Origin of the sequence: Brevundimonas sp. (genome assembly GCF_035626975.1) — a bacterium.
GTDB lineage: Bacteria > Pseudomonadota > Alphaproteobacteria > Caulobacterales > Caulobacteraceae > Brevundimonas.
Window position 1 is genome coordinate 16,707 of sequence record NZ_DASPMQ010000041.1, and the last position, 25,613, is coordinate 42,319.

General features: G+C 65.3%; 12 protein-coding genes and 1 tRNA gene. 8 read left to right on the plus strand and 5 right to left on the minus strand.

All coding sequences use genetic code 11. The annotated features are described in order from the left end of the window. Positions 1-104: 104 nt before the first annotated feature. From VEB62_RS11255 to VEB62_RS11270, 4 genes are read right to left on the minus strand one after another with little or no spacing between them, the layout of a single operon-like run. Positions 105-1,046 carry a glycosyltransferase family 2 protein gene (locus tag VEB62_RS11255; RefSeq protein WP_324799453.1) on the minus strand — a complete coding sequence of 314 codons (942 nt, stop codon included), beginning with the start codon at positions 1,044-1,046 and terminating at the stop codon, positions 105-107. Then, positions 1,046-1,984 carry a glycosyltransferase family 2 protein gene (locus VEB62_RS11260; RefSeq protein WP_324799454.1) on the minus strand — a complete coding sequence of 313 codons (939 nt, stop codon included), beginning with the start codon at positions 1,982-1,984 and terminating at the stop codon, positions 1,046-1,048. Before VEB62_RS11260 ends, VEB62_RS11255 begins: the two co-directional genes overlap by 1 nt. Further along, complete coding sequence (locus VEB62_RS11265; RefSeq protein WP_324799457.1) at positions 1,981-3,432, minus strand: oligosaccharide flippase family protein; 1,452 nt, start codon at positions 3,430-3,432, stop codon at positions 1,981-1,983. Before VEB62_RS11265 ends, VEB62_RS11260 begins: the two co-directional genes overlap by 4 nt. 13 nt (positions 3,433-3,445) lie before the next feature. After that, a complete protein-coding gene (locus VEB62_RS11270; protein ID WP_324799460.1) occupies positions 3,446-5,029 on the minus strand; it encodes an exopolysaccharide biosynthesis polyprenyl glycosylphosphotransferase in 1,584 nt (527 codons plus the stop codon). A 134-nt stretch (positions 5,030-5,163) separates the two neighbouring features. On the opposite strand from VEB62_RS11270, the gene VEB62_RS11275 reads away from it, so the two are divergent. The 6 genes from VEB62_RS11275 (at position 5,164) to VEB62_RS11300 (ending at position 15,303) form a co-directional block, all read left to right on the plus strand. Next, positions 5,164-5,255, plus strand: a tRNA-Ser gene (locus tag VEB62_RS11275). 652 nt (positions 5,256-5,907) lie between these two features. Then, the gene (locus VEB62_RS11280; protein WP_324799463.1) at positions 5,908-7,053 is read left to right on the plus strand and encodes a hypothetical protein; all 1,146 of its coding nucleotides are present in this window, start codon (positions 5,908-5,910) and stop codon (positions 7,051-7,053) included. 274 nt (positions 7,054-7,327) lie between these two features. Then, positions 7,328-8,293, plus strand: a complete 966-nt coding sequence (locus tag VEB62_RS11285) for a HamA C-terminal domain-containing protein (protein ID WP_324799466.1) — start codon at positions 7,328-7,330, stop codon at positions 8,291-8,293. Between the two features lie 9 nt (positions 8,294-8,302). Then, on the plus strand, positions 8,303-10,861 hold the full coding sequence (locus tag VEB62_RS11290; RefSeq protein ID WP_324799470.1) for a DEAD/DEAH box helicase: 2,559 nt from the start codon (positions 8,303-8,305) through the stop codon (positions 10,859-10,861). 187 nt (positions 10,862-11,048) lie between these two features. Then, positions 11,049-11,816, plus strand: a complete 768-nt coding sequence (locus tag VEB62_RS11295; protein ID WP_324799472.1) for a Hachiman antiphage defense system protein HamA — start codon at positions 11,049-11,051, stop codon at positions 11,814-11,816. An 85-nt stretch (positions 11,817-11,901) separates the two neighbouring features. After that, complete coding sequence (locus VEB62_RS11300) at positions 11,902-15,303, plus strand: DEAD/DEAH box helicase (RefSeq protein ID WP_324799475.1); 3,402 nt, start codon at positions 11,902-11,904, stop codon at positions 15,301-15,303. Between the two features lie 331 nt (positions 15,304-15,634). On the opposite strand, the gene VEB62_RS11305 is transcribed toward VEB62_RS11300, so the two are convergent. Further along, entirely contained in the window at positions 15,635-17,311 is a 1,677-nt protein-coding gene (locus tag VEB62_RS11305) for an endonuclease NucS domain-containing protein (RefSeq protein ID WP_324799478.1), read from the minus strand. Positions 17,312-17,632: 321 nt separating this feature from the next. Between VEB62_RS11305 and VEB62_RS11310 the strand changes: the two genes are divergently transcribed. Together VEB62_RS11310 and VEB62_RS11315 are read left to right on the plus strand one after the other, a co-directional pair. Next, positions 17,633-18,820, plus strand: a complete 1,188-nt coding sequence (locus tag VEB62_RS11310) for an Ig-like domain-containing protein (RefSeq protein ID WP_324799481.1) — start codon at positions 17,633-17,635, stop codon at positions 18,818-18,820. Between the two features lie 2 nt (positions 18,821-18,822). Further along, positions 18,823-25,317: an RHS repeat-associated core domain-containing protein gene (locus VEB62_RS11315; RefSeq protein ID WP_324799484.1), complete on the plus strand. Its 6,495-nt coding sequence runs from the start codon at positions 18,823-18,825 to the stop codon at positions 25,315-25,317. The last annotated feature ends 296 nt before the right edge of the window (positions 25,318-25,613 follow it).

Here is a 25,613-nt window from a genome sequence, read left to right on the forward strand (position 1 = left end):
ACATGATGAACCGTTTCAAAGACCGGATCCCGAACAAGTTTCGGGACGCCGAACAGTGAAACACGCGCCTGCGTCAGAAACGGACGTAGCGGGAGACGGCGGCCTCAGATTCCCAGCGCCTCCAGCCGCGCAAGTTCGCGCGCGCCGTAAAAATGCGGCTCGAAGCCCTTCATCCAGAACAGTTTGCCGACGCCGCGCGCCGTCCGGTCATAGAACTCCGCCCGCTTCGGGCTGCGGATCAGGGTCAGGGCGGCGGCGGCGGCGCCCCAGATCACGGCCTGGCCGGCGCCGATGGTCATCCAGCGCAGCACGGCCGGCCAGTCGCGCGCCGCCGCCGCCGTCTGGCTCGGTCCTTGTCCGTAGGCGAAGGCGCGGGCGAGGGCGTATTTCAGCGTCGCGCGGTGAGCGGGTGCGAACTCCTCGACCCGGGCGTCGGCGGCCCAGCCGAACCGGCCGCCGCGGGCCCGCAGGGCCGCGAACAGGGCGTCGTCCTCGCCGCCGGCCTGATCCGAGGCGGCGTCGAACGGCGCGGCGCCGGGCAGGGCCGCGGCGCGGACCATCAACGAATTGCCGCAGCCGTAGGGGGTTTCGATCAGGCTGGTGGTTTCAGGACCTTCACGGCCGAAGAACCGCTCCAGATAGGGCTTCATCCAGGCCCTGGCCTCGGGGGCGCGGCCCGTGATCGGACCGAACACGGCGTCGGCGCCGGTCGCCGCCTGGGCCTTGAGCAGGGCGTTCAGCCAGCCGGGCGAGGCGACCTCGTCGTCGTCGAGAAAGGCGATCAGGGGCGCCCGGGTCGCGGCGAGACCGGCGTTGCGGGCCGTGGCCACGCCCGGGCGCGGTGCGTGCACATAGACCAGCGGCCACGGTGCGAAGGCTCTCAGCGCCTCGACACCGTCCCGGGCTGATCCCGCCGGATCATTATCGACGACGACGATCTCGGAGATCCGGTCGCCGACGGTTGTCTGGGCGAAGAGTGAGCGCAGGGCCCGATCGAGGCTTTCGGGCCGCCGCAGGGTCGGGACGATGATGGCGACGTCGGGCATCAGACGGCCTCCGCGTAGAGGGCCGCGCGGTAGAGGCGCAGCGAGAAGGCCCGCGCCGGGACCGGCAGCCAGCCCGCCTCGGCCGCTGCACGCATCCGGGCGCGCAGCCATGGCAGGCCAGGCAGGCGTTTCAGCAGCTTCGCCGCCTTGTAGCTCGGATAGGCGGCGACGATCTCGGGATGGCGCCTGGCCATGCGCGCGAAATTGGGCGCCGACTGCTCGTACTTGCCGGCCAGCGAGGCCACGGTGTCGAGGCCCATATGGGTGGCGGCGTTGTCGAGGTGCACGACCCGGAACCGGCGCGACACCCGCATCGCCCATTCCACGTCCTCCCAGCCCCAGCCGGTGAAGCCGGCGTCGAACGCCTCGGCCTCGAACACATCGCGGCGGACCAGCAGGTTGGAGGTGTAGACGTATTTCTCGGGCTGCTTCGCCCGCTCGCCGAAAGGCACGCACTCCGACTTCGCCGCCATGGCCCGGTGCACGGCGAAGCGGGCGTCGGTCGGGGCCTGCAGCAGCGAGAATCCGCCGAAGGCGACAGCCGGATCCTCGCGCGCCACCAGGTCGGTCCAGTCGCGCAGGAAGCGCCGATGGTCGGGGCGCATGTCGCTGTCGAGGAACAGCAAACTGCCCCCGCGCGCCGCGGCCGCCAGCCGGTTGCGGCCGACCGAGCGGCCCTCGTTGGCCGGCAGGGTGATCAGCCGGGCGGGCAGGGCCATGGCCCTGATCCGCGCCGTCAGCCGCGCCGTCAGTTCGGGGGCCTGGGTGCCGTCGTCCAGCACGATGACCTCGACCGCGCCGCCAACCGACGCCGCCTCCTCGTCGAGCAGGGCGAGCAATTCGGAGGGGTCGTCGCGCAGGAAGGGAGTCAGCACCGACAGGGCGGGCTTCGCCCCCTTCCAGGCGGCGTTGTCGATGATCTTCGCGCGCGCGCTCATGCCGTCGCCCTTCGTTCGCGCGTCCGCGCCAGCAGCCGCGTGGCGACGTCGCGCACGCCGGCCGCGTTCAGGGTCAGGGCGGCGGCGGCGTAGACGATCCCGCCGACCGAGGCGTCCAGCGTCAGTTCGGCGATCCCGCCGATGGCCGGGAGGCGCGCTACGACCAGCGCCATCACCCCCGTCGCCACGCCGCAGCGGACCAGGCTCTCCCACGGGATCGGCAGGGCCAGAACCCGACGCCCGATCACCTGCGTCGCCAGCAGGCCGAGCGCGAAGCTCGCCGCCGTCGCCCAGGCCGCGCCCATCAGGCCGAAGCGGGGCACGAGGATCAGGTTCAGGACCACGTTCATGCCGGCCGGGACGGCCATGGCGAGCAGCAGCCGCTTCGTCTTCTTGCCGAGGGTGAAGGCCTGGCCGAAATAATAGGCGGTCAGGCCGTACAGCAGGGCCGACAGGGCGATCCACGGGGTCACGCTGGCCGCGGCGAGGCGCAGATCCTCGCCGATCAACACCTCGGCCAGCGGCCGCGCCACCAGCGCCACGCCCGCCGCCGCGGGCAGGCCGATCAGCAGGAAGGTCGACAGCTGTTCGCGAGCGGCGACCTTGAGCCGCTCAAGCCCGCCACGCTCCAGCGCCATCACCAGCGCCGGCTGGCCGGCCGACCCCAGCCACAGGAACAGCACGTCCAGGGTCCGGTTGGCGATCGAATAGCTGGCGTGATAGGCGCCCACCGCCGCCTCGTCCATGAAGGCGGCCAGCAGGAAGCGGTCGGTCGACGACAGCACCACCGTCAGCGCCAGCGACGCCGCGATCGGATAGCCGTACACCGCATAGCCGCGCACACGGGCCGGCTCGAATCCGCCGCCGCGCGCCTGTCTCAGTTCGCCGGGCAGAACGAAGGGCAGGGCGGCCAGGGGCGCGAGCCCGAGGCCCAGCAGCGGCGCCGCTCCGCCCCATCCGGCCAAGGCGAAGGCGACGCCGATGACCAGCCCGCCGATGGCCACCGCGATGTCGAGGCCCGCGGCCCGGGCCACCTCTCCGGCGGCGCGGAATCGTTCCTGTCCCAGCTTGACCAGACAGCGCGCCGGCGCGCCGCCGAGGCCCGCAGCCAGTGCGATCTTGAACAGCGGATCGACCGGCCAGAGCCACACGGCCAGTCCGGCGACGACGACGAAGGCGGCGCTCAACGCGAAGGCGGTCCGGTAGAGGGAGGCGAAATGGCCCTGCGTCGCAGCGCCGGGCTCCTGCGCCGCCCAGAACCGGGCCATCGCCGCCTCCAGCCAGCTGAATACCGCCACATGGGCCAGGGTCATCACCGAGAAAGCCAGGGCGTAGCGGCCGAAATCCTCGGGGCTCAGCAGGCGGGTGAACAGGATGATGGCCAGGAAGCCGACCACGCCCTGGACGATGTTGGCGGGCAGATAGCCCCAGACGCCGCGCCAGAACATCAGCGGCCCCGCGTCATCGAACCGAGGCCCGGTCGCCGAGCAGCACCGGCACGGTGACGGCCATGATCCACAGGTCGAGCCACAGCGACTGGCGCTCGACGTAGTCGATGTCCAGCTGGACCCGGCGGCGCACGTCCTGCGCCGTATGCAGCGGCCCGCGAGAGCCGTTGACGGCGGCCCAGCCGGTCATGCCCGGCTTGATGCGGTGGCGGTGGGCGTATTCGGCGACGAGACGGGCGCTCTCGACATGGCCGGTCTTCATGCCGATGGCGTGCGGCCGCGGTCCGACCAGCGACATCTCGCCGGTGATCACATTGAGCAGCTGCGGCAGTTCGTCGAGGCTGGTCTTGCGGATGAATTTCCCGAGCCGGGTGACCCGGTCGTCGTCATGGGTGACCTGCCGGCTGGCGGTGGCGTCGGCGGCTTCCTGCTTCATGGAGCGGAATTTCCACACCACGATTTCCTCGTGGTTGAAGCCGTGGCGGCGCTGGCGGAAGAAGATCGGGCCCGGACTGTCCAGCCGGATCGCCAGGGCGATCAGCGCCATCACGGGGGCCAGCAGCACCAGGGCGATGAGGCCGATGACCATGTCCTGCAGCCGCTTGTTGAAGGCGCGGCGATCGTGGTCGACCGGGCCCTGCACATCGGCCAGCGGCGCGGCCGCCAGCCGGTCCAGCGCCGACCGCGTCTCGGCCTCGCCGTTCGGTTCGACCAGCAGGGTGACTTCGTTGGGCAGGGTCCGGAGCCGCGCGTTCAGCTCGCGCACCCGCGCCTCCGCCTTCGGATCGATGGCCAGCACCACCCGGTCGACATAGGGCGTCATCTTGTGGGTCAGCAGGTCGTTCGCCGTGCCCAGCACCGGCACGCCCTCGATCGCCTCGGGCGAGCGCGCCAGCCGGTCGTCGAAGATGCCCAGCACATTGAGGTCGCGCCGCTTCAGCGCCTCCCGGATCAGGGTCTCGGCGCGCCGGGTGGCCCCGACCAGCACGATGTTCGGCGTCAGCGCCCCCGAGGCCCGCCAGCGACCGACCATGTCGCTCCAGCCCATGTGCAGGGCGTTCAGGCTGATCAGCACCAGGCCGCTCCACACCAGCCAGGCCGACCATTGCGCTGCAGCCCCCTGCAGGGCCCAGCCGGTTCCCATGGCCACAGCCGCGCCCGTCGCGACGATCCCCGCCACCGAGGCGAGGTGCAGCGAGGTCTTCTGCCCGCGCGCGAACCGGTAGCGGCCCAGCGACCGCATCAACCCCAGCACCGTCAATGCGCCGAGACCGAACGGGGCCAGCAACGACACGTCGGCGCGCAGCAGGGGGCCGGGAACCGAGGCCCAGGCGCACAACAGGGTGACGGCGACGACCGCCAGCACGTCGAAGGCCCGGAAATAGTGCGCCGCCAGCCGCGAGGCGTGCCTTTGCCGCGCGTTCATCCAGACCTCGGGCCGGAAGGGGCCGCGCCGCGCCGCGCCGCTGGCTCTCGTCTCCGCGCGACGGCTCCCGGTCGAGGACGCCGCGGCCAGCGCCTGCAGTCCGGACACGTCGAGACCGCCGGCCGCGGCCGGGTCGGCATCGAACGAAAGGCGGCTGGCGGCGTCGGTCAATCGGGGCTCGTTCTGTCGGGTTCGCGCCACCTTGCACAGCCGCCCTCACTGTCGCGTTAACGGTGGCCTGCTCCAGACGGTTGTCCAAGACCCGTTGCGCCCGCTCGCCGGCTCCGCTATCCACGCCGCCTGCCGGAGACGTGGCCGAGTGGCTGAAGGCAACGGTTTGCTAAATCGTCGTACCCTGTAAGGGGTACCGAGGGTTCGAATCCCTCCGTCTCCGCCACGCCTTCCCGCCAGTGCTGAACCTGCGGGTTAGGCTGGATCGACACCCCTCATTAAGCCCATCTAAGAAACAGGCCTTCTTCCTCAAAATCCTGGAGGGGTGGGGGTCTCGTTGGTCGAGTTGGTCGCCCGCGAAAAATTATTTCAGAGTCAGACGCCTAACGGATGCATCCGCAATGCAAATGCATGCAGGGGACCACTGAATTCGCTCAGATTCCCACTTGAATGCCGACACGCAGCTAGGGCCTAGATCCGCCGCACTCTCCCGCTGCTGCCATGAACCCGCGGCAGATTGGCCCTCGTCCGACGGTGTGGACCCCATTGTTGCAATATCATAATCGACCCAAACGGTGCCAAGTCCTCGATCCAGCAAGCCCATCCGCCTAACATCCAAGGAGCAGGAAGTGCTTACCTGCGTCGCGCGCGACCCGGCAAGGTTACGAGCGTCGTGACCTGCTGGTCGCTACGCGGTTTAAGGACGTCGGGGGTTCCGCTTCTGACTCATAGCGGCGGTTCAAAACGACGGCTTTTGGTACCGTCATTCTTTGTGCCGCCCGCCGGGCCTTCTGGGGCTCAGCCCGCTGACCGAGCGACTGGGTTCAGGATCGAGGCGGATGCCGGTGCGACCCGACTGACAGTGCAGCCTTCCTTGCATGCCGCTGTCGACTTCGATGTGGCTCAGGAAGTCGAAGACCTGTGGCGGACGAACTGAGGGGGCCTCGTTCTTCGTCGTCGACCATGGCAGGCTCGATGACATGGAGACCGATGACGAAGACGCGGCGGAGAAACCGCCCAAGCTTAGCCAAGCTCAGGAGGAGGTCGAGTTCCTTCGTCGGTACGCGCTGGCCGGCGCCTTCTCCGCGCGGGGTCCGGTCGAGATCGATGGCGTCACCTTCGATTTCACTTACGACTTGGACAAGACGCTCTGGCGACCGGACTGCCCGCTCGGCCTCTACGGCGCGCCGACGATCCGCTTCGCGCCCCGGATCGCCTTTCCCTGGACGCCGCCCGAAATCCTCGAAGTCTGGCGCGCAGCGGGCGAGGTCGTCGAGGCGCCGGCCGGCAGCACCGTCCGGATCGCCGTCGTTCGCAGCGTTCCCATAAACCCGACGTATGGCGACCTGGACTTGGAAGAACACCGGGAACGCAAGCTGGTCTATCTGTGGGTGGTCCGGCCCGGGCATGATCTCCGGGTCGCCGACCCGCCGATGATGTTGCTGGCCAAGACCGCGACCGTCGCCCACATCGAGCTGGAGGACTATTCACACGCCTTCAACGGCTTGGTGACCCGGCTGGAGCGGCTCCTCGCGACGGAGGATTTGGAGGACACGTTCCACGGGCCTGCCTCAGACTGGCCGCCCATTCCGCTGGAGCTATCGCCGACACATCGACGCGCCCTTCTGGCTCTGCACAAGGCCTTCGTCGAGGTCGACGAACACGCCTATGCCGCCTTCGGCTATCTGATGGGGCGGGCCGAAGCCGAAGCGCAGCTTTTGCCTCAGGCCTTGCGGGAACATCAGGCGGCCCAGCACCGCGCCAAGGGTGGGCGGCGCAAGAGCGAACTCAGCCGCCTGGAGACCGAACCACTCCGCGCTGCGGCCAAGCGGGTGATCCGGGAGGATTCTCAGACGTCGCTGACCGCCTGCGCTCGCGCCGTGGGAGGGCTGTTCGCCACCGATCCCGACTGGAAGATGAGCACCGAAACCAAATGGATTTCGGACTCCATCAAGGAACTGTTCGAACAGCGCGAAATCGGCGGCAAGCTGGAGTATCGGCCCCGCCCGGAGTGGACTGCATGATCTGAGATCGTCCGGGGACGTTCAGTGATGCTGGGCTGAAAGGTCCTCTATGGTCGCCGACCCTCCTAGTCCTTGAAGAGGAGGGTTCCGATGCACCCCGCTTGGCTGTTCGCCGCCGCGGCGCTTGTCACCGCCTTAGTCAGGGCTCTGCGGTCTTGGTCCTCGTCGGACGAGGAAGCCATCGCTGCAAGGCCTTGAAATTGGAGAACGGAAGCGAGGGTGCTACCTACGGTATAGCTTGGGAACGGCGATGCAGGACACAGGGGTGACTACGATGGCCGAGACGTCCCTGGAGACCGCTCTGGCGGCGCTCCAGAAGGACTGGAGCTTCGTCCAGGCGCGTCTGCGCATCCTCGAGCACGACGTCGTCACGACGCACGGCCGGCTGACCCTGCGCCTACAGTATCCGTCCCTGCGCGACGGCCAGGCCACCATCGGCGATCTGGTCGAAGTGATCTCCACCTGCCTCATTCCGTTCAGCCTGCCGCGCAAACGGATCGAGGCGGTGACCGGGGCCAAGGATGCGCTTGGGGACTTTGACTATATGCGGGCGGTGGAAGGGCTGAGCCGGGAGGCGCGATCCCTGTTCATCCGCGCGCGCAAATCGGCCGATCGCAACGGCGAAGCCGGGGAACTGCTTCTCTATATCCTGACTGAATGGCTCCTGGAGGCACCTCAGATCCTGGCCAAGATGGAGCTGAAGACTTCCGGGCAGATGCCGGTGCACGGGTCCGACGGCGTCCACGTCCGCTATGATCCCAAGGCCAAACAGCTGCTGCTCTATTCCGGCGAAGCCAAGCTCCACGCCAACCTGGGCAAGGCGATCGACGCGGCCGTCGCCTCCATCAAAAGCGGCCTTGCGCCCGAAAAGCTCAAGCACGAGATCGACCTAGTTCAGCGCCATCTTGATCTGTCGGGACTGGACGACGAGGCCCGAGGCGCCCTTCTGGCCTATCTCGATCCGTTCGACGAGACGTCCAACGCCCGGATCGACGTCGTTACCTGTCTAATCGGCTTCAACTTCGCGGGCTATGCGGCCACGGCCGGCGACGAGGTCCCACCGGCCGCCTTCGAAGCGGCGGCGCTGGCGAAACTGGCGCAGGTCGGTCCCGAGCTCGCCCAAGCCTTCCAAGACGCGGACCTCGCCCATCAACGGATCGAACTGTTCCTGATGCCGGTGCCTTCGGTTTCAGATCTCCGGACCCTGTTCCAAAACCGAATCGGCTGGACTACAGGCTGAATGGAGGCGTTGGCGGACAAGGTCTGGGACAACCCCGCCTTCCAGGCCGCCGCGATCGGCCTGCAGCGGGCGTGGCTTTCGCGCGAGATCGGGACCGCCACGGAACCGCCGCCGGTCCAAGAGGCAGTCAGGGTGGTGCAGGCGGCCGCCATCCTTGCCTGCTCCAGACTGGTCGATCACCGGCTGCTCGCCTATCGCTGTGCGACGGCCGCGTTCGATCTCTACGGCGCTGCCGACTATCCCTTGGACCAAGCCGCGCGCGTCGTCTTGGCCCGGCTAGGCAACTTCCCGGCCATGCAGACCCGGACGCCGATCCGCGACGCCGCCGCGGCCTTGCCGTCCAGCCTGATCGCCGAAGAACTTTATGTCGCCGACCGTCGCACTATCCGGCGGGGCACCCGCGATATCCGACTGACCGACTATCAGTTCCGGCTCTGGCACAAGCTCAAGGCCGGCAAGCGGCTGGCCGTGGCGGCCCCGACCTCGGCGGGCAAGTCTTTCGTGCTGCAGACCTTCTTGGCCAGCCTGTTCGAGGACGTCGCCTCGCGAGTGGTTGCCTATGTCGTGCCGACCCGCGCCCTGATTGCCCAAGTCTCGACGGACATCCGTCGGCGATTCGAGGAAGACGCCTCCGGCCGGCCCGAGCCCGTCGAGGTGGTCACGGTGCCGATCGAAGCCGGCGAGGCGATTCCGGAGCGCGCCGTCTACGTGATGACCCAAGAACGGTTGCGGATGATGCTGGGTGCCCATCCGCAGTTCGCTGCGTCCGTGGTGATCGTCGATGAGGCCCACGCCGTTGAGGGCGGTGCCCGCGGTGTGCTTCTGCAATGGGTCGTCGATGACCTGCTGCGGCGTCAGTCCGATGCCCAGCTGCTCTTCGCCAGTCCGGGCATCCGCAATCTCGACGTCTTCGGGCGGATGTTCGGTCTGGCCGACATCGAACCGCTGCGTGGCCGCGAGCCCACCGTCGCCCAGAATTTCCTCACGGTGACCATCACGAACGGGGAGACGGGCGACGTTGCCATCCATCACCTGGAACCCGGCGGTTCACCTCACCTGCTGGCCGAACTTCCGCTGCAGCGCCGCGTCGTTACCCGCGTCGAACGCCTGGTTACGCTCGCCACCCACCTGGGCGAAGGCGCCTCCAACATCGTCTACGCCAACGGGCCGGGCGACGCCGAAGCGATCGCCCTGGCCATCGCGGAGCGCCTGGACCGGCCGCCGACGCTCCGGCGTCAGGCGCTGGCTCAGCTCGCCGCCGAAACCGTCCACCGGTCCTATGCCTTGGTCGCCTGCGCTCGAAAGGGTGTGGCCTTCCACTATTCCAACATGCCCACCCAAGTGCGTCAGGCCGTCGAACAGGCAGTCGCGGACGGGGATGTCGACTATCTGGTCTGCACCACCACCTTGCTCCAGGGCGTCAACCTTCCGGCCAAGAACCTCTTTCTGTGCCGCCCCGAGAAGGGCGACCACGAACCTCTGGAATCGGTCGACTTCTGGAATCTGGCAGGGCGCGCGGGCCGGCTGCTCAAGGAGTTCCAAGGCAACATCTTCCTTGTCGACTATCCGAACTGGAAGAAGAAGCCTCTCGAGCAGCCACGTGACGCGACCGTGACGCCCGCCATCGAGGCCGGCGTCCTGCAAGGGCGAGGGGCCCTGATGCGGTCCATCACGCCGGTTGGCCCCGAGCGCGAGGGTACCGGAGGTGCTGACGCAGTCTTCAATCGCCTGTTCAACGAGCACGCCAACGGAGCCCTTGATGAGTTGCTGGTGCGGATCCCCGGATTCGACGCCGCCGGCGAGGAAGCGAAAGCCATCAAGGCGGCCTTGGACGTGGCGTCCAGATCCATCCGTCTGCCAGCCGCCGTGCTACGCATCAGCCCCAATATCTCGCCGCATCGGCAGCAGGCGCTGTATGACACGCTGAGAGCGAAGGCGGCGGCGTCGCGCGAGGCTACGGCCGCCCTGATCCCGAAACATCCCGGCGAGCGCGACGCCTTCCAGTCCTATGTCAACATCTTGGAACTCTGCCATCGGATGATCCTCGGCCTGCCTGAAACCTCGCGGCTGCACCGGTTCCTTGCGCTGATCTCCGTCTTCTGGATGCGCGGCCAGCCGCTGCCACAGATCATCTACAATCAACTGAGGCGCAATCCGGAGAGCGATCCGCGCAAAGTCGTCCGTGACACGCTGGAGCTGGTGGAGAAGCGGGTCCGCTATCAGTGCCTCCGGCTGTTCAGCTGCTATGGGGCGGTCTTGGTGGAAGTGTTGCGAGACCTCGGTCGGGACGACTTAGCTCAGACCCTGCCGTCGATTCCTCTGTTTCTGGAGGTCGGAGCCTCCGATAGGACCACGCTGAGCCTCATGGGCATGGGCATGATGCGGGCCACCGCCACACGGATTACTCCCTTCGCTCCGCGCCGGGATCTGAACCCGGTCGATACCGCGGCCTGGTTGGCCGAAGCGAAACTGGAAGATCTTCGACTCTCGCCGCTGATGCTGAAGGAGGTGGAGGAGATTCGCGCCACCGTCCTGACTGCTGCGCGGCCGTTGTTGGGTCCGGGCTAAGGTGATGGCTTAGCCTTAGTCGCGCTAGCTCTGGCTGCATTCCCGAGACGCGTCCGACGCAAGCGGTGCCATTAAGCAAGGGCCGCCGTAAGCGGCACCGACCTGTCGACGCAGGGCCGTTTTCGACCTAAGGTGGCGAGAATAAAAAAGACGGTCGGCTTAAGTTGGTTGGTCGGGGGTGGGGGAAGTGGCGAACATCAACACTTGGTGCGACGTGGCAACCAGCGCGGTCGGCGCTCATGCACTGCATCAGATCACAGTAAAGCCCGGGCAGGCGGCTAACGGCGTCGATCTCATCGCCCAGGCGCTGCCTGAACACTATGTTGCCGCCCATCATCTCGCACGCGTGCTGCGTCGACAGGGGAAGCCCCAAGCTGCTGCTCTCGTGGAGGAACGGCTGCCGACCACCAAGCAGATTCGCTCAGGCGATCTGGGTGAGATCCTCGGCGTCGCCTACGTTAATGAGCTCACCGATTATGAGATCGGGGTATTTCGCCTGCAGTGGAAAGATCACCGCAACATGGCGATGCGGGGCGACGACCTGATCGGTATCGCACAGGGCGACGACGGCCGCGCCTACTTCCTGAAAGGCGAGGCCAAGAGCGGGGCCAACATGGCGGCGGCGACTATCACGGCCGCGCGCGCGGCGTTGGCGGGAGCGGAGGAACGGCCAACCCCGCACGCTCTGCTGTTTCTGTCCGAGAAGTATCTGTCCGCGGGCCGCGAGGAAATCTGCGACCTGATCGATGACGCCACGCTCGACCGGACGATCGATCTCGATCAAGTCGAGCATCTGATGTTCACCTTCACCGGAAATGCCGCTGGAGGGTTGCTGACCACGGATCTGCAAAACTACGCCGGAACGGTCAGCCAGATCGCGGTCAACTTCCACGTCCCCACACACCAGAACTTCATCCAGAACGTTTTCGACACGGTCATCGCAAATGCCCGCTAGTCTCGAAGCGATCACAGCCTCCGTTACCCGCGCTACCGAGCAGGGCTTCCGAAACCAACTGCTTGCGCGCGGGCAGGCTCGCGCCATGATCTGGCGCGACGGCGTTATGCCCGACGATGGGCCGCGGTTCGCCAGTGGCCTGAGTTACGATCTTCTCGCCTACGGCTATAGCCTTCTCACTCAGGGCCTGAGGCTCATGGAAGGCGACGGCGACCCGGAGCTGGCGCGCAGCGCTTGCGCTGCGGCGGCAGAAGCGATCGAAGCGGTCATCACCAACGGCAGCGCCGGATCCGATCAAGCTTTCCATCGGCTAATGGCTGCCGCGGCCTATCACATTGGACGCTTTTCAGCCCGAGCTTACTCGCTCCTCTCACCCTTTAATGCTGATGACTGGGAGACAGGCAATCTGGCGCCCGTCGAGCGCGCCATGGCGTTGCTGATGTTGCGAAAACTTGACCGCCTCGAGCTCCTCGTCACCGACTGGGCGACCCGGGCGGATGCATCGGATGCGCATCTCGCCGCGCTGCTGCGGGGTGCCCTGCCAGAACAGGCTTGGGAGGACGGAAGTCCGGAGGCCGCCGACACGGTCGTCGATGTAGCCAACATCGCGCTCACCCAAGCGTTCATGTCAGCTGTGAGCACCGCTTTGCTGGCATTTGAACGCGGTGACCCGGAGTTGTTGGACGGTGCTCTGGTGCAGTTCGATGAAGGACTGCAGGATGCCGAAGCTTTAAACCTTGTCCCCCAGTGGTGGGCGCACCGTCTGGGCCGCCATCTGTTCAGGGAGCTCTGGTCGTGCAGCTTCCATGAGGTGTTGCCCAAGGACAGCCCGCCTGGAATGGGCGACTGGGCAAGCCTGCGAGAAGTGTTCATCGCATCCTTGCACAATCGCTCTAGGGCGGAGATCGACCTGTGGCCGTCGCAGATCGGTGCGGCGTCCCAGGCGATCGAGACCAGCGAAAACCTAGTCGTCTCCCTGCCGACCAGCGCGGGCAAAACACGCATTGGCGAACTGTGCATCCTGGCGTGCCTGGCCGCGGGTAAGCGCGTGATGTTCATTACCCCGCTTCGCACCTTGTCGGCTCAAACCGAGGTGTCGTTGAACCGCACATTCAGGCCGCTCGGCAAGACCGTGTCAGGCCTCTACGGCAGCATAGGGGTCAGCGGCGCCGACAAGGGTTTGCTGTCGGACCGCGACATCGTGGTCGCCACGCCCGAAAAACTCGACTTCGCCCTTCGCAATGATTCGTCGCTTCTGGACAACGTCGGCCTGATCATTCTGGATGAGGGCCACATGATCGGCCTAGGCGAACGGGAGGTTCGTTATGAGGCCCAGATCCAGAGGCTGCTCCGCCGGCCGGACGCCGATCAGCGGCGCATCGTCTGCCTGTCGGCGGTCTTGCCCGACGGCGACAAGCTCCATGATTTCGTCGCTTGGCTATCCAACGACAGCGAAAACGGGCTGATCCAGAAAAACTGGCGTCCGACGCGGCTGCGCTTCGGCGAGGTTGAGTGGAGCGGAGCCGGGGCCAAACTCAACATCTCGCTCGGAGATGAGACGCCCTTCATCCCTCGCTTCCTGTCGCCTCGGGTTCCCCCGCTTGGCCGGCGCAAGTCTCCGTTCCCTAGAGATCAACGCGAGTTGGTTCTCGCAACGACATGGCGTCTGGTCGAAGACGGCCAGACGGTTCTGATCTACTGCCCCCGTCGGGTTTCGGTGGAGCCCTACGCGGCGGCGATCGTCGATCTGCACGCTCGGGGGCTCCTGAGCGCATTGATCGAAGACGACGAGCCGCGGTTGTCCAAGGCTCTCGCCATCGGCGCAGAATGGCTCGGCGAAGACCACGTCCTGCTTCAGTGCCTGCGCCTAGGCGTCGCTGTCCACCACGGAGCCCTGCCCACACCCTATCGGCGGGAGATCGAGGCCTTGCTCCGCGACGGGGTTCTCAAGGTTACGGTGTCGTCCCCGACGCTGGCTCAAGGTCTGAACCTAGCGGCGACGGCTCTGGTGTTCCACAACCTTCACCGGGATCAGAACCTCATCCAAGCCCATGATTTCCGCAACATCATCGGTCGCGCCGGCCGGGCCTTCGTCGATGTTCAGGGGCTGGTTCTCTATCCAATGTTCGACCGTCATGTGGGGCGGCGGGCGGATTGGCTTTCGCTGATCAACTCGACCGCCGGTCAAGAGATGGAAAGCGGGTTGCTGCGGCTGGTGATCGCGCTGCTGCTGCGTATGCAGCGCAAGCTTGGCACCACGGACATGCAAGCCCTGCTCGACTACGTGACAGGCATGCCCCAATGGGAATTCGAGGCCGTCCCGGGCGAGGCACCCGCTGAGACCGCTTTGGAGTCACGGACCTGGGCGTCCCACATGGCGTCCCTCGACACCGCTCTGCTCAGCCTGCTGGGCGAAGAAGAGGTTGCTGACGCCGACCTGGAAGCCGCGCTTGATACGGCGTTAGCCAGCTCGCTTTGGTCCAGGCGCGCCGGCCGGCGGACCGAGCGTCTGCAGGCGATATTCCGCAGCGCCCTGGTGCAACGGGCCCATTTCATCTGGGCCCAAACCACGCCGGCCCAGCGGCGCGGCTACTTCCTTGCCGGTGTAGGCCTTACGACGGGGCAGCTGCTGGATGCGAGGTCCGATGAGCTGATCGAGCTTCTACTGCAGGCGAACGGGGCTATCAGCATCCAGGAGCCGGATCTTGCGATCGAGGCTCTGACGGCGTTTGCGCAGATCGCCTTCGAGATTTCGCCGTTCACGCCGAACAATCTCGCAGACAACTGGCCACAGCTGTTGCGGGCTTGGCTCGAAGGTCGACCGATGAACGAGTTCGTCGCCGGAGACAGCAGTCTTCTGCAATTCATGGAAGACGCCTTCTTATACCGCCTGCCGTGGGCGTTGGAGTCGGTGCGCGTGCATGGACTGGCGCGCGGGTATCAGACGGCCGAAGGGTTGGAACTCGACGACTTCGAACTGGGGCTGGCATCCGGTGCCGCCGAGACCGGCGTGCTGGATCGCAACGTCATCTTCCTGATCCAAGCCGGATTTGCATCCCGCTCGGGGGCGCAGATCGCGGTCGCCCGAGGCGCAGGAAGGTTCGACAATCTGACCGAGTTGCGCGCCTGGACCCGCACGCCCCTCATCACCCAGCTCGGCGCCGATGTGACTTGGCCGACCCCCGAGAGCCATGAACTCTGGCATGAGTTCCTGGATGGCCTACGGCCTGAACGCATCGACACCTGGAGCCGCGAAGACCACCACGGCAGCGTCGTCTGGTCCAATGGGCCGGCGGCGGACGGCACGGCGTTGCGGATCGCCCGGGGTTCGGGAGATGTCATCCTTGATGCGGCTCACCGCAGGGTCGGCACGCTGTTCGGCAACATCAACGACCAGCGCAGCGGCTTGTTGAAGGTCACAGCCGCCAAGGGCGGGGTCGATCTCGCGTATCTGGGGCCAGACGATCTGGACGCCGTGTTGGTATGAGGCTTTCCCGTTGGGGACGAGGGGGCGGAGAGGCCGTAGCTACGCCGCACCTCGAATGTCTGCATGTAGGAGTTGAAGTAAGGTTGGCTTATGGCGCAAGGCCGACCGGCCGACCGGCCGACCGGCTGACCGGCTGACCGTCGCACACTCCGCTTCGGCGCCAGTTTCGCGGGCGGAGCATCGCACAGTTGCGGTAGCTCTGGCGTATGGCGGAAGAGCCTGCCAACGAGGCTTGCGGCACGCTCGCATCGTGACGCACGATGCGCCCATGGAGCGAGAATGATCGAGAGCGAAGACGCTTGTCTCCAGGCGCACCCCGCGTCGCGCGAGGTCAGCTCATGTCGTGGAACCCGCCATGCATCCTGGACCCTATGGCCTCGACCACCTCAGTGATCAGCTGACCGTTCTCGTTGAACCAAGGTTGTAAAGGCTGGAAAGGAAGGGGCGGGGAGAACGCCCTCCACCGATCGTCTCGCCAAGTGGACCATCGCGGAGTCCCTTGCGGGTCATCCAGCTTGAACGTGCGGTAGGCCAAGCCAAGGTCTTCCATGACGTCCGCATCGCGCGTCTCGAAGAAGCCAGTGCTGGCTAGGAACATCATCTGGCCAAGTCTTCCACCATAGTACTTGTCAACTATCGCTTGCAGCGAGAGAGGCTCATCACCGGTTGGCGCGAGAAGTCCTATGTAGATGGTCTCGACTTTCCCCAAGTCGTCGCTCACCACCACTTGGTAGCTAGGTAGGTGGTTGAGCGCAGGCGGGTCCGTCGCCATGAAGTAGAAGCTGAAGACCCCCGATGAGGGGTTGAAGACGTTGATGCTGGCTGATCGGCTTGGCGAGCCGGCGGAGGCTTCGTCGAGCGCCCGGCGGAATTGTTCCTGCCAGGCAGGATTGGTTCGAAGGGCTTCACCAGCGCCCTTCTTCGCTGAAGCGATATGCGCGGGATTATCGAGCCAGATTTCACGTTTGAACGCTTGATTGGAGCTCCCAGTCGAACCCTTGAGCTCCTCGAGGATAGCGTCGTCTGAAAGCAAGGTGTTCCTCGCGAAGGCACCGCGTCTGTCGATCCGTTCAACGACCCAACCTTCGTCGTTGAGTATCTTGTGCGCGAACTTGGCAGCGTAGCCGATCTCCAAGTGGTCCCGATGCGGACTCGGGATGAGATCGTAGACATTCTCGTGGAGCGTACAGAGCTCGGCCTCGGGCTCGTTAGGATCAGTGACGGCGAGAACCTCTTCCAGGATCTCAGGCTCCCGCTCCAGGAGCTTGAGGCAGGACTCTCGTGCAAGAAGCTGCGGTGCGAAGTAGATCATGAACTCGTATCGATCGAGCTCCTTCAAGGAGATAGGCGGAGTGGCTTCGTCCAAGTCACCTCCAAATAAAGCCCGCATGTTCTCCATCGCAGCAGCGACTGAAGCAGCTGCCTTGTCGTTGAAATCGTCGGCAGGACGGAGGACGACCAGCACGTAATCGACTACGCCTTTGTCCTTCAGGGTGGAGTCGTAGCTGGTGTGGCCCCGCTCGAAGCTGGCTTGATCTGTGTAGAGGTTGACCTCGTGCCAAGGCGCAAGATAGCGACCCTGCGACAACGTAAGCGGCTCGACTTCCTCGATCTTGACCAAGGTTGTTCCGGCGGCGTCCAGGACGAGACGCACGCCTCGGACCGCAATGCTCGTCTCGCTCACAAGGTCGGAGAAGGGCACGAGCAGCTCTTTCCATTCGACAGCGGCTACAACGGCGCGGATTTCATCAGGCCGCGCACCGAAATGACGTCGAACCGCTTCAACGTATTTGAATACCTCGTGTGCGGCTTCCCTCGCGGCCGCGTTGGTCTTCTTGACCTCGATGATCACCCAGTGACCTGATTTGTCCTTGGCGAGGATGTCGAGGAAGCTGCGAGTGCCGAGCTCACCGGACGGGATGAACTGTTCGATTTCGAGCAGTCCCAGTCCTTCTTCCAAGACGGACAAATCGCTCGCGAGAAGATCGCGTATTCCTACCTCGTCCATAACCTGTCCGCAAAGTTGGCGTCTGACGCAGGACGACTGTAAACCGCCGGAGCAGTGAAGCGAATGGCAGCTTGCGGGCTGGAAGCCAATGTCCGCTTCTGGCGCTGAACAGAAGCGTCCGGACGACAGTATCAAACTCCCAGCCTATGCCCGGAACGTCTGCTTCCGAGCGATACCGCGCGCTGACGCGTCGATCAGGGCGCGCTCCGGGCCCATCGGCGGGCGGCGGCGCGATGCGCGCGCCTTACGTCCTGGCGGAACCATTACGTCCGAAATTGACGCGTCGCGGTCGTACGCTGGTCTCCTATCAGAAGGGATCCAATGAAACTTCAGCAGGTTAGCCACCCAACTTCCGCGCTCACAAGGCCTGTCGCCGAGACATTCCAGTCATCGAATCGACCCAGCGATTTCACAACCCCCAAGCGACTCGACTCACTGTCAAGTTCGCGCTTAGGTCTCCTCACCGGAGGGCTGCCGATGAAGACGCTGAGCGTGTTGGGTGTGCTGGTGTGGGGCCTCATGGCGACCTCCGCGCTCGCCGGAGAATATCGGTACGACTCCGCCGGACGCCTGATCTGGGAGCGGCACGACGACGGCAAGGTCACGACTTACACCTATGACGCGGCGGGAAACCGCACGGCGGTTACAACGACACCTACGACTCCGGCTCTTCCGCCCTCCGCGATCGACGACGCCAGAGTTTGGAACGAGGGTTCCCCGCCGCTGACGATTGCGGTTCTGTCCAACGATGTCGCGAACGGAGGCACGCTTTCGCTGGCGACGATCTCTCCGCCGACGTTCGGGACCGCTTCGATCTCCGGGAACTCGGTCGTCTACACCGCTCCCGCGAACGGCAATCGGTTGGCCGTGACGGACAGCTTCACCTACGTCGCTTTGGGGGCTGGCGGCCTTTCCGACAGCGCCGTGGTCACGGTCGACCTGACCAATCTTCCACCGGTCGCCAATCCGAACGCCTTCACCGTGCCGCGGAATTTCCCCAGCACGCTCTCACCGCTTCTCAACGATACGGATCCCGGCGGAGATACCCTGTCGATCTCCAGCATAACGGCGCCCGCGCACGGCCAGGCGACCAACCTCGGGACTTCCATTCGATATCAACCGACCCAGGACTACGCCGGCCCGGACGGCCTGAACTACACCGTCAGCGACGGTGAAGGGGGGCAGGCGACCGCGGCGATCACCATAACCGTGACGTCTGTGAACAACCCCCCGGTCGCCGTCAATGACGACGGCGGGGCCTACTGGAATCAGACCGTCGAGATCGAGGTCCTGCTCAACGACAGCGATCCGGACGGAGACACCTTCAGGGTCCTTTCGACCACGCAGGGCACCCACGGCTCCACCGGGCCGACGCTGGACTTCAAGCGTGTGGCCTACACCGCCTCAAGCGGCTTCGTCGGCCAGGATTTCTTCACCTATACGATCCGGGACAGCCAGGGCGCCACGGCGACGGCGACGGTCCAGGTCTCGGTCGACAGCGGGAACTGAGCATGACGATCCAGACTCTCGCCCGCCATGGCCTGTCGTTCGCCTGCGGCCTGATCCTTCTTTGCTCAGGGGCGGGTCTCGCCCAGGCCCAGGACCTGCCTTCGATGCGGTTCGAGCGCGGCGACCTCGTCTCGCCGACCGCGGCGCAAACCTTCTACGGGACCGGAACGACCCGATCCTCATCGTTCACGGGCGTATCCGGTTTCGAGGGAAGGCCCCCGGAGATCGTCGAACAGGCCCGGGCGCTGAACGCCGATCCGGACCAGATTTTCGAGTATGTGCGTAATCATATCGAGGTTGAGTTCGCCTTCGGCCTGCGCAAGGGCGCTCTCGGCGCCCTGATCGACAAGTCTGGAACCCCATTCGATCAGAACGCCCTCTTCGTGGAGCTGGTCCGCCAGGCGGGCTATACGGCGCGTTACCGGGTGGGCAAGGCGACCCTCACGGGTGCGAACTTCGCGACCTGGACCGGGGTCTCCGACATCCAGGCGGCTTGCCGTATGCTCGCTTTCGGCGCCATCCCGGCGACCTTCAACGGCGCCGCGTCCACGCCAGCCGACTGCGCGATCAGCGGCGCCTTCAACACCGTCACGTTCACGCACGTCTGGTCGGAAGTTCAGATCGGCGGGGTCTGGTACACCTTCGATCCCAGCTACAAGGTCCATGCGATCGCACCGCAGAGGAACCTCCCCGCCGGGTCGGGGCTGACGCCGGGCGCGGCCTTGAGCCAGGCGGTTGCCGGCAGCAGCAGCGGGTCCCAGTCCGGCGCCGCTTACGTCCAGGCGCTGAACGACACGCAGCTGGATGCCTACCTGACCGCCCGTTCGAGCCAGCTGACGACCGATCTCGAGACCAACGCCCCCGCGGCCGACATGCGCGAGGTCGTGGGCGGGCCGGAGATCACCGCGGTCTATGAACCCGCAGGCGGCTTTCGCGCGGTCACGACGCCCTATCCCGCCACGCCGGACATCCTGATCACGACGGACATCCCGGATCAGTATCGCACCCGGCTGACAGTCGGGGCCGTGACCGGTTTCGGCAGCTTCTCAAGGCAACTGTTCATCGACGAAGTCTACGGGCGACGGCTTGAGTTCGACTCGAACTTCGACGCGGCCTCGATCGTCAGTCCCGATGACTATTTCAGCCCGGAACTGCGGCTCGAACTCGACGACGTGACGCTGGAGCGGGTGGCGCCGACGGGATGCGTCAATCCCCCGCTGGGGACCGGGTGCGTCCTGCCAGCGTTCACCTTCACCTATACGCTTGGCGTCAACCACCCCTATGCGGCGACCTCCGGCAACTATGTCGACGAGACCCAGACTGGTTCGCTCACGGGCATGGTTCCCGTCGCGATCCTGCACGGCTGGGGGCAGGTCTCGGATCGCCTTGGCGCGAACTGGGGACGGGAAAGAGACGAGGACAAGGCGCTGCCCAATCGGGTCGCAGGCTCCTACTTCTGTGACCCTGAGTGGCTGTGCCAGTCCGAATTCGAGACCCCTTCAGGCGACATGGCGCGACAGCAACTTGGCGCGTCCTGGCTGGCCCAGGCGTCGCGCATGATGGCGCTGCAAGGTGAGATCGGCGCGTCCGAAGTTCAGCACCACCATTCGCTGGGTCTGGTGGCCTGGCTCTATCGCCCCGTCACCTATGATCCGACTCCGGGCTATCCCGGACCGGTCGACTTCGGAATTACGGACCAATATCTGTCAATCAACGTCAGCAGTTCACTCAGCGTTTCCAGCCGGGTGAATGATGCGCCCCGCGAACGCGCAGTATCACGGTCCATCGCTCTGGCGGCCTCGACCTTGGAGGGCTCCGTCGTCGAGCAGGCGCAGGACCTGCCGGACGGCGCTTCCGTCGCCGCCCGCTTCGCTTGGGGCAATCGGCCGGACAATGAGGACCCGTGCTACGGGACGCTCAATCGCCGCCGGTTCTATGACTTCACCGGAACGGCCGAGAGCGCGCGACCGGGTCTGATCCTTGTCGAGGGCACGACGAACGACTCTTGCAACGCAATGCCCTTGGTCGAGCCCGGTGACCGCACCGCCGTCCGCGGGGCGTTCCAGGGCGCGTTGAAGTCCTATCTCGACCTGGGCTTCAGCGTTTCGGCCTCTGCGGAAGCGCTTCTGGGACCGGGCGGTCGGGTCGGGTCCATCGAAACGCCGTCTCGCTGCGGCGTGACGACGTGCCAGACCGCCGAGTACGCGGCGAGCGCCCAGCGAGGCGGCGCCCTCGTCGCCACCCGCCGCAACGCGACCGGAGACGTTCTGGAGGTCGCGCATATCGTGACCAACGCTTTCGGCGCGACCAAGGGCGGGGGCGGAAGTCAGCCCGAGCGCAGCGCCACGACCTACGACCCGCGCCGCGCTGCGGACGTGCTCAAGGACCGCTTTATCGACCGAAGCTCGGCGTTGGGCGTCAATCTGTCGAGCGGCGCGATCGGCTATAGCTCACCGACCCTGTTGTCCGTCGGCGCCGGAGATGCCGCTCCGCACCGTCTCGACTTTGGCGTCTCGTTCCAGGCCGCTCCGGACGGTTGCAGCCCCCAGTTCGGTCCATGTTCGGGACCGGTCCAGGGCGGCTGGAACCACAACTGGGCCATCAGCTTCTCTCTGTCCGGCTCGGGCCTGGAGGCCATGGGACGAACCAGTCCGCTGGCGGCCACAGACGCCCTCGTCGCCTTCATGGCGATGCAGGACACCTTTGCCCAGACCGGCAGCAGCGACCTGCAGCGTGATGTCTCGGCCGCCCTGGTCGCTGACTGGTGGCGTCGCCGCATGGTCGGCAACGTCGCCACGATCAATCGCGGCTTCCAGGCCCAACAGTACATCCGTCAGTCCGACAACAGCTGGCTGCCCCCCGTAAATGCACCGGGAGAACTCACACAGACCGGCCTGCGCGCCAAGGTGCGGGATGTCTGTTCGCCTCCGATCGACGGGGCTGTCCTGTCCATTTCCACCTCGCGCCGCTGGGACGCGGCGAATGTCAGCTTCGGCCTCCGCAACGCGGGCGGCGACGTGTTGAGCTTCGCGCCCTGGAACTACACCTACAGCACCGACGGCTGCGCCAAACTCTATGGCTTCGGCATAACCCAGTGGACCTGGCCGTCGGGCGTGTCGCTCACCTTCAACGACGGCTCGCCTGGCGCCACGGTCAGCAAAGTGACCTCAAGCTTGGGCCGCAGCATGGCGGTAACCTCTACCGGGGCTGTCTCCGGTGGCCGGACCGCGTCGCAGTCGGATGGCGTGGTGATCGACGCAAGCGGCGCGGCCTGGCGTCACACCTACACGGGACCGGTCGCAAGATCGGCGCAGCAGCGGCCCCGCCCGTTCCCGAGCCTGTTCGAGGTCTACGAGCCAGTCGAGCCGACGAAACCCAGCCTGCGGTATGTCTATGACGCCCTCGGTCGGGTGAGGGAGGCCTCTGACGCCACGGCCCTGCAGTGGGGAACGCGCGGAGCCCACCAATTCTTTATCGGCGACGGCGCCCGAGGCCAGCGGTTGGATCCGGCCGGCGGCCGATTCACCGTCTACTACGACACCGATGGCGACGCGGTGCGATTTCTGGACGAACTCGGTCGCGAGACCGGCTCGGCCTACGACGGCCGCCATCGCGTGGTGTCGCGAACCTATCCCGAAGGTGATCGCGATCTGTTCGCCTACGACCGGCGGGACAATGTCACTAGCCTGACCCGTCAAGCCAAGCCGGGCGCGGGTCTGGCCGACCTCGTCATGGAGGCCGCCTGGAATCCGACGTGGAATCGGCCCGACTGGATCGAGGATGCGCTGAATCAGCGGACGGACTTCTTCTACTACGCATCGGGCTTTGGTGCGGGCCAGGTCAGCGAGGTGCGCCAGCCGGCGATCGGTGGCGTGCGGCCGACCTGGCTTTACGCCTATGGTTCCGTCGGGCTTCCTACCACAGAAACTGATCCGACCGGGCGGACCACGACCCACGGATACGACGGGGCCGGAAATCGGACGATCACGATGATAGGCGCGGCTGCGGTTGGCGGACCCGCGCTGAATCTGCCCACCACCTTTACCCCCGACATCTGGGGAAATGTCACTGCGACGACCGATCCAGGCGGCGCCGTTACGGTCATCGAATATGACGCCATGAGGCGGTCCACGAGCCAACGGTCCCACCAAGGCGGGACCAGTAGTGTGGTGCTGGCGCGCTCAGAGCGGCAGTACGACGGCTTGGGAAGGGTGATACGCGAGCGCGGCGCGTCAGCGCTGACAGCCGCGGGCGAGGCCTCGGCCTGGGCCGAAACCTTCACCAACTATACTCCAACGGGCAAGCCTTGGCGGGTCACCGATCCCGATCAGCGCGTCACGACCACCACCTATGATCCTATGGACCGGCCGTTGCGGCTGGCGACGGCCGAAGGGGACGTGATCGGGTTCACGTACGACCTGGCGGGCCAGCAACTCACCGAACGCCGGGCCGTGGGGGCCCCCGGGGAGTTCGTCTACTCGACCGCGGCTTACACCCTGAACGGCCAGCGGGACTGGATTCAGGACGCGAACGCCAACCGTACCGACTACGTCTATGACGGGTTCGATCGGCTGGTGCAGACGATCCTTCCGCATCCGGGCACCGGCGCACCCAACCCGGCTGACTACGAGGCTCAGACTTGGGACGCGAACAGCAATCCGCTGACCCGCCGGACGCGGCGGGGTGTGACGCTCACCAGCACGTTCGACGTGCTGAACCGGTTGTCGACCACCACGGTTCCGGCACACGACGCGATCGCGGCCCGAACGACTACGCGGACCTACGACCTGGCCGGTCGGGCGGTTGGCGTGTCGGATACGGCGGGTCACGCTCTGGTCTACACCCATGACGCCGCGGGACGGCTGTCCAGCACCCAGACCTCGGGGCCGCAATGGAGCGGCGCGCGCACCACCTCATACCTGTACAACGCGAGGAGCAACCGGACCCATCTGATCTGGCCGGACGGGTCGCTGGTCCGCTACGAGTACGACGGCCTCGGCCGAATGGCGGCGGTGTACGACGGGACACAGTTCATAACGGCAGTCCGGTGGGATCCGCTGTCTCGTCAGAACCAGACGATCCATCCCGGAACGGCGAGTATGACCGTGACCTATTCCCTCGCCGGGGATCAAGCTACCCGAGCGTGGAACTGGTCGGGGAGTTCGACGGTCTGGACCAACACCCACGACGCAGCGCACCGGCTGACGGCAGCAACAATCTCGAACGCAGCCTTCCGCCACGTTCGCCCGACGACAGGAACGGAGGCCTATACGCCAGATCGTTTGAACCGCTACGCGACTGCAAGCGGGTCTGCGCTGACCTATGACGGCAACAGCAACCTGACGAGCCATGGTGGTTGGAGCTACGTGTACGACGCCGAGAACCGGTTGCTATCGGCGGCAGGACCGGGGGTTTCGGCGAGCTACGAGTATGATCCCTTGGGCCGGCGAGCGCGCAAGACGGTTGGCGGGGTGTCGACGAGCTGGCTTCTGGACGGTAATGGGGAGATCGCGGAGTACGATAACTCGGGCGCGCTGATCCGGCGATACGTGCCGGGTCCGGCAGTCGACCGACCATTGCTCCAGATCGAGGCGAACGGAACGCGCCGCTATTTCCTGCAGGACCGGATGGGCAGCGTCGTTGGGCTGGTCGCCGACGGCGGCGCCTTGGCCGAGGGACCGTACACCTATGACGCCTATGGCGTTCCCAATGTCACGACCGGTACTCCCATCCGTTACACTGGTCGCCGCCTGGATGCGGAGACGGGCCTCTACTACTACCGGGCCCGTTACTACAGCCCTGCGCTCGGCAGGTTCCTACAGACCGATCCTGTGGGGTACGAGGACAATCTCAACCTTTATGCCTACGTCGCAAACGATCCCGTGAACGGAACGGATCCCACTGGTCTAGCAAAGTGCACCGGCGATTCACGCTGCGAGGAGGTGCACGTCGCTGCGGACGAAGCGCGAGCTAACCTGAAGAACGCACAAGGTCAGCTAAACGCCCTAGCCCAGGCGATCCAGAATGGTGATTCTCTCACCCAGGATCAGCAAACTCTCCGTGATGCATTTTCAGAAAAGTTCGGAAACGCGGACGCAGCGACAATTAGCGGGGTCTCTAGTAGACTTGGAGCGATACACGACCGGATTGGAGCGCGAGGCGAAGGAGCTCAGATCTATTTCGGCGGAAAGGATGGCCCGCCGGCGAGTGCCTCGATAATCGGAAATCAAATTACAATACGAGGTACGTTCTTTGGTGATCTAGGCGGAAGCTCTCAAAGCTTGATCATGATGCACGAGGGTGGGCATCTAGACGGCCTTGATGATCTATTGATGCCCACTGAAGCGCCGTTGTGGTATGGCCGCGCCACTCGCACAGGGCAGCGAGCCTATGGCGATAGTGCCACCAGTTGGCTTGGACAAAACAGGCCCGACTTGGCAGCGGCGAATAACGAGAACTATGTTTGCATTGTCTATCGTCCTTGCGGAGGTCCGTAGTGATTAGTCGAATAGCGGCCCTAGGAGTGACATTGGCGATCTCCCTCCAAGGGGGGTGCGCAACTCTTACGAAGTCCGATCCCAGCGCTACTATCGATGTTCACGCATCAAGTAGCCTTCGAAGCGAGGGGGTGCTCAATGTGCAGGTAAGAAACCTGTCTGACAGAGAGCGCTGCTTGCGTATGGATGTTGTGCAACAGCCACGGTCCGAAGCGGTTATGATGAAGATGCGGAATAGAGGACGAGAAGTACCATTCATGCCCGAAGGGTACGTGCTCCCCCAGGCCGCGGGTTTC

Bases quoted from the DNA above. Each gene is read 5' to 3' on its own strand.
- VEB62_RS11305 (WP_324799478.1), bottom strand. From the start codon at position 17,311: ATGGACGAGGTAGGAATACGCGATCTTCTCGCGAGCGATTTGTCCGTC.
- VEB62_RS11265 (WP_324799457.1), bottom strand. From the start codon at position 3,432: ATGTTCTGGCGCGGCGTCTGGGGCTATCTGCCCGCCAACATCGTCCAG.
- VEB62_RS11260 (WP_324799454.1), bottom strand. From the start codon at position 1,984: ATGAGCGCGCGCGCGAAGATCATCGACAACGCCGCCTGGAAGGGGGCG.
- VEB62_RS11300 (WP_324799475.1), top strand. From the start codon at position 11,902: ATGATCTGGCGCGACGGCGTTATGCCCGACGATGGGCCGCGGTTCGCC.
- VEB62_RS11285 (WP_324799466.1), top strand. From the start codon at position 7,328: ATGGCCGAGACGTCCCTGGAGACCGCTCTGGCGGCGCTCCAGAAGGAC.
- VEB62_RS11280 (WP_324799463.1), top strand. From the start codon at position 5,908: ATGCCGCTGTCGACTTCGATGTGGCTCAGGAAGTCGAAGACCTGTGGC.
- VEB62_RS11315 (WP_324799484.1), top strand. From the start codon at position 18,823: ATGACGATCCAGACTCTCGCCCGCCATGGCCTGTCGTTCGCCTGCGGC.
- VEB62_RS11310 (WP_324799481.1), top strand. From the start codon at position 17,633: ATGAAACTTCAGCAGGTTAGCCACCCAACTTCCGCGCTCACAAGGCCT.
- VEB62_RS11255 (WP_324799453.1), bottom strand. From the start codon at position 1,046: ATGCCCGACGTCGCCATCATCGTCCCGACCCTGCGGCGGCCCGAAAGC.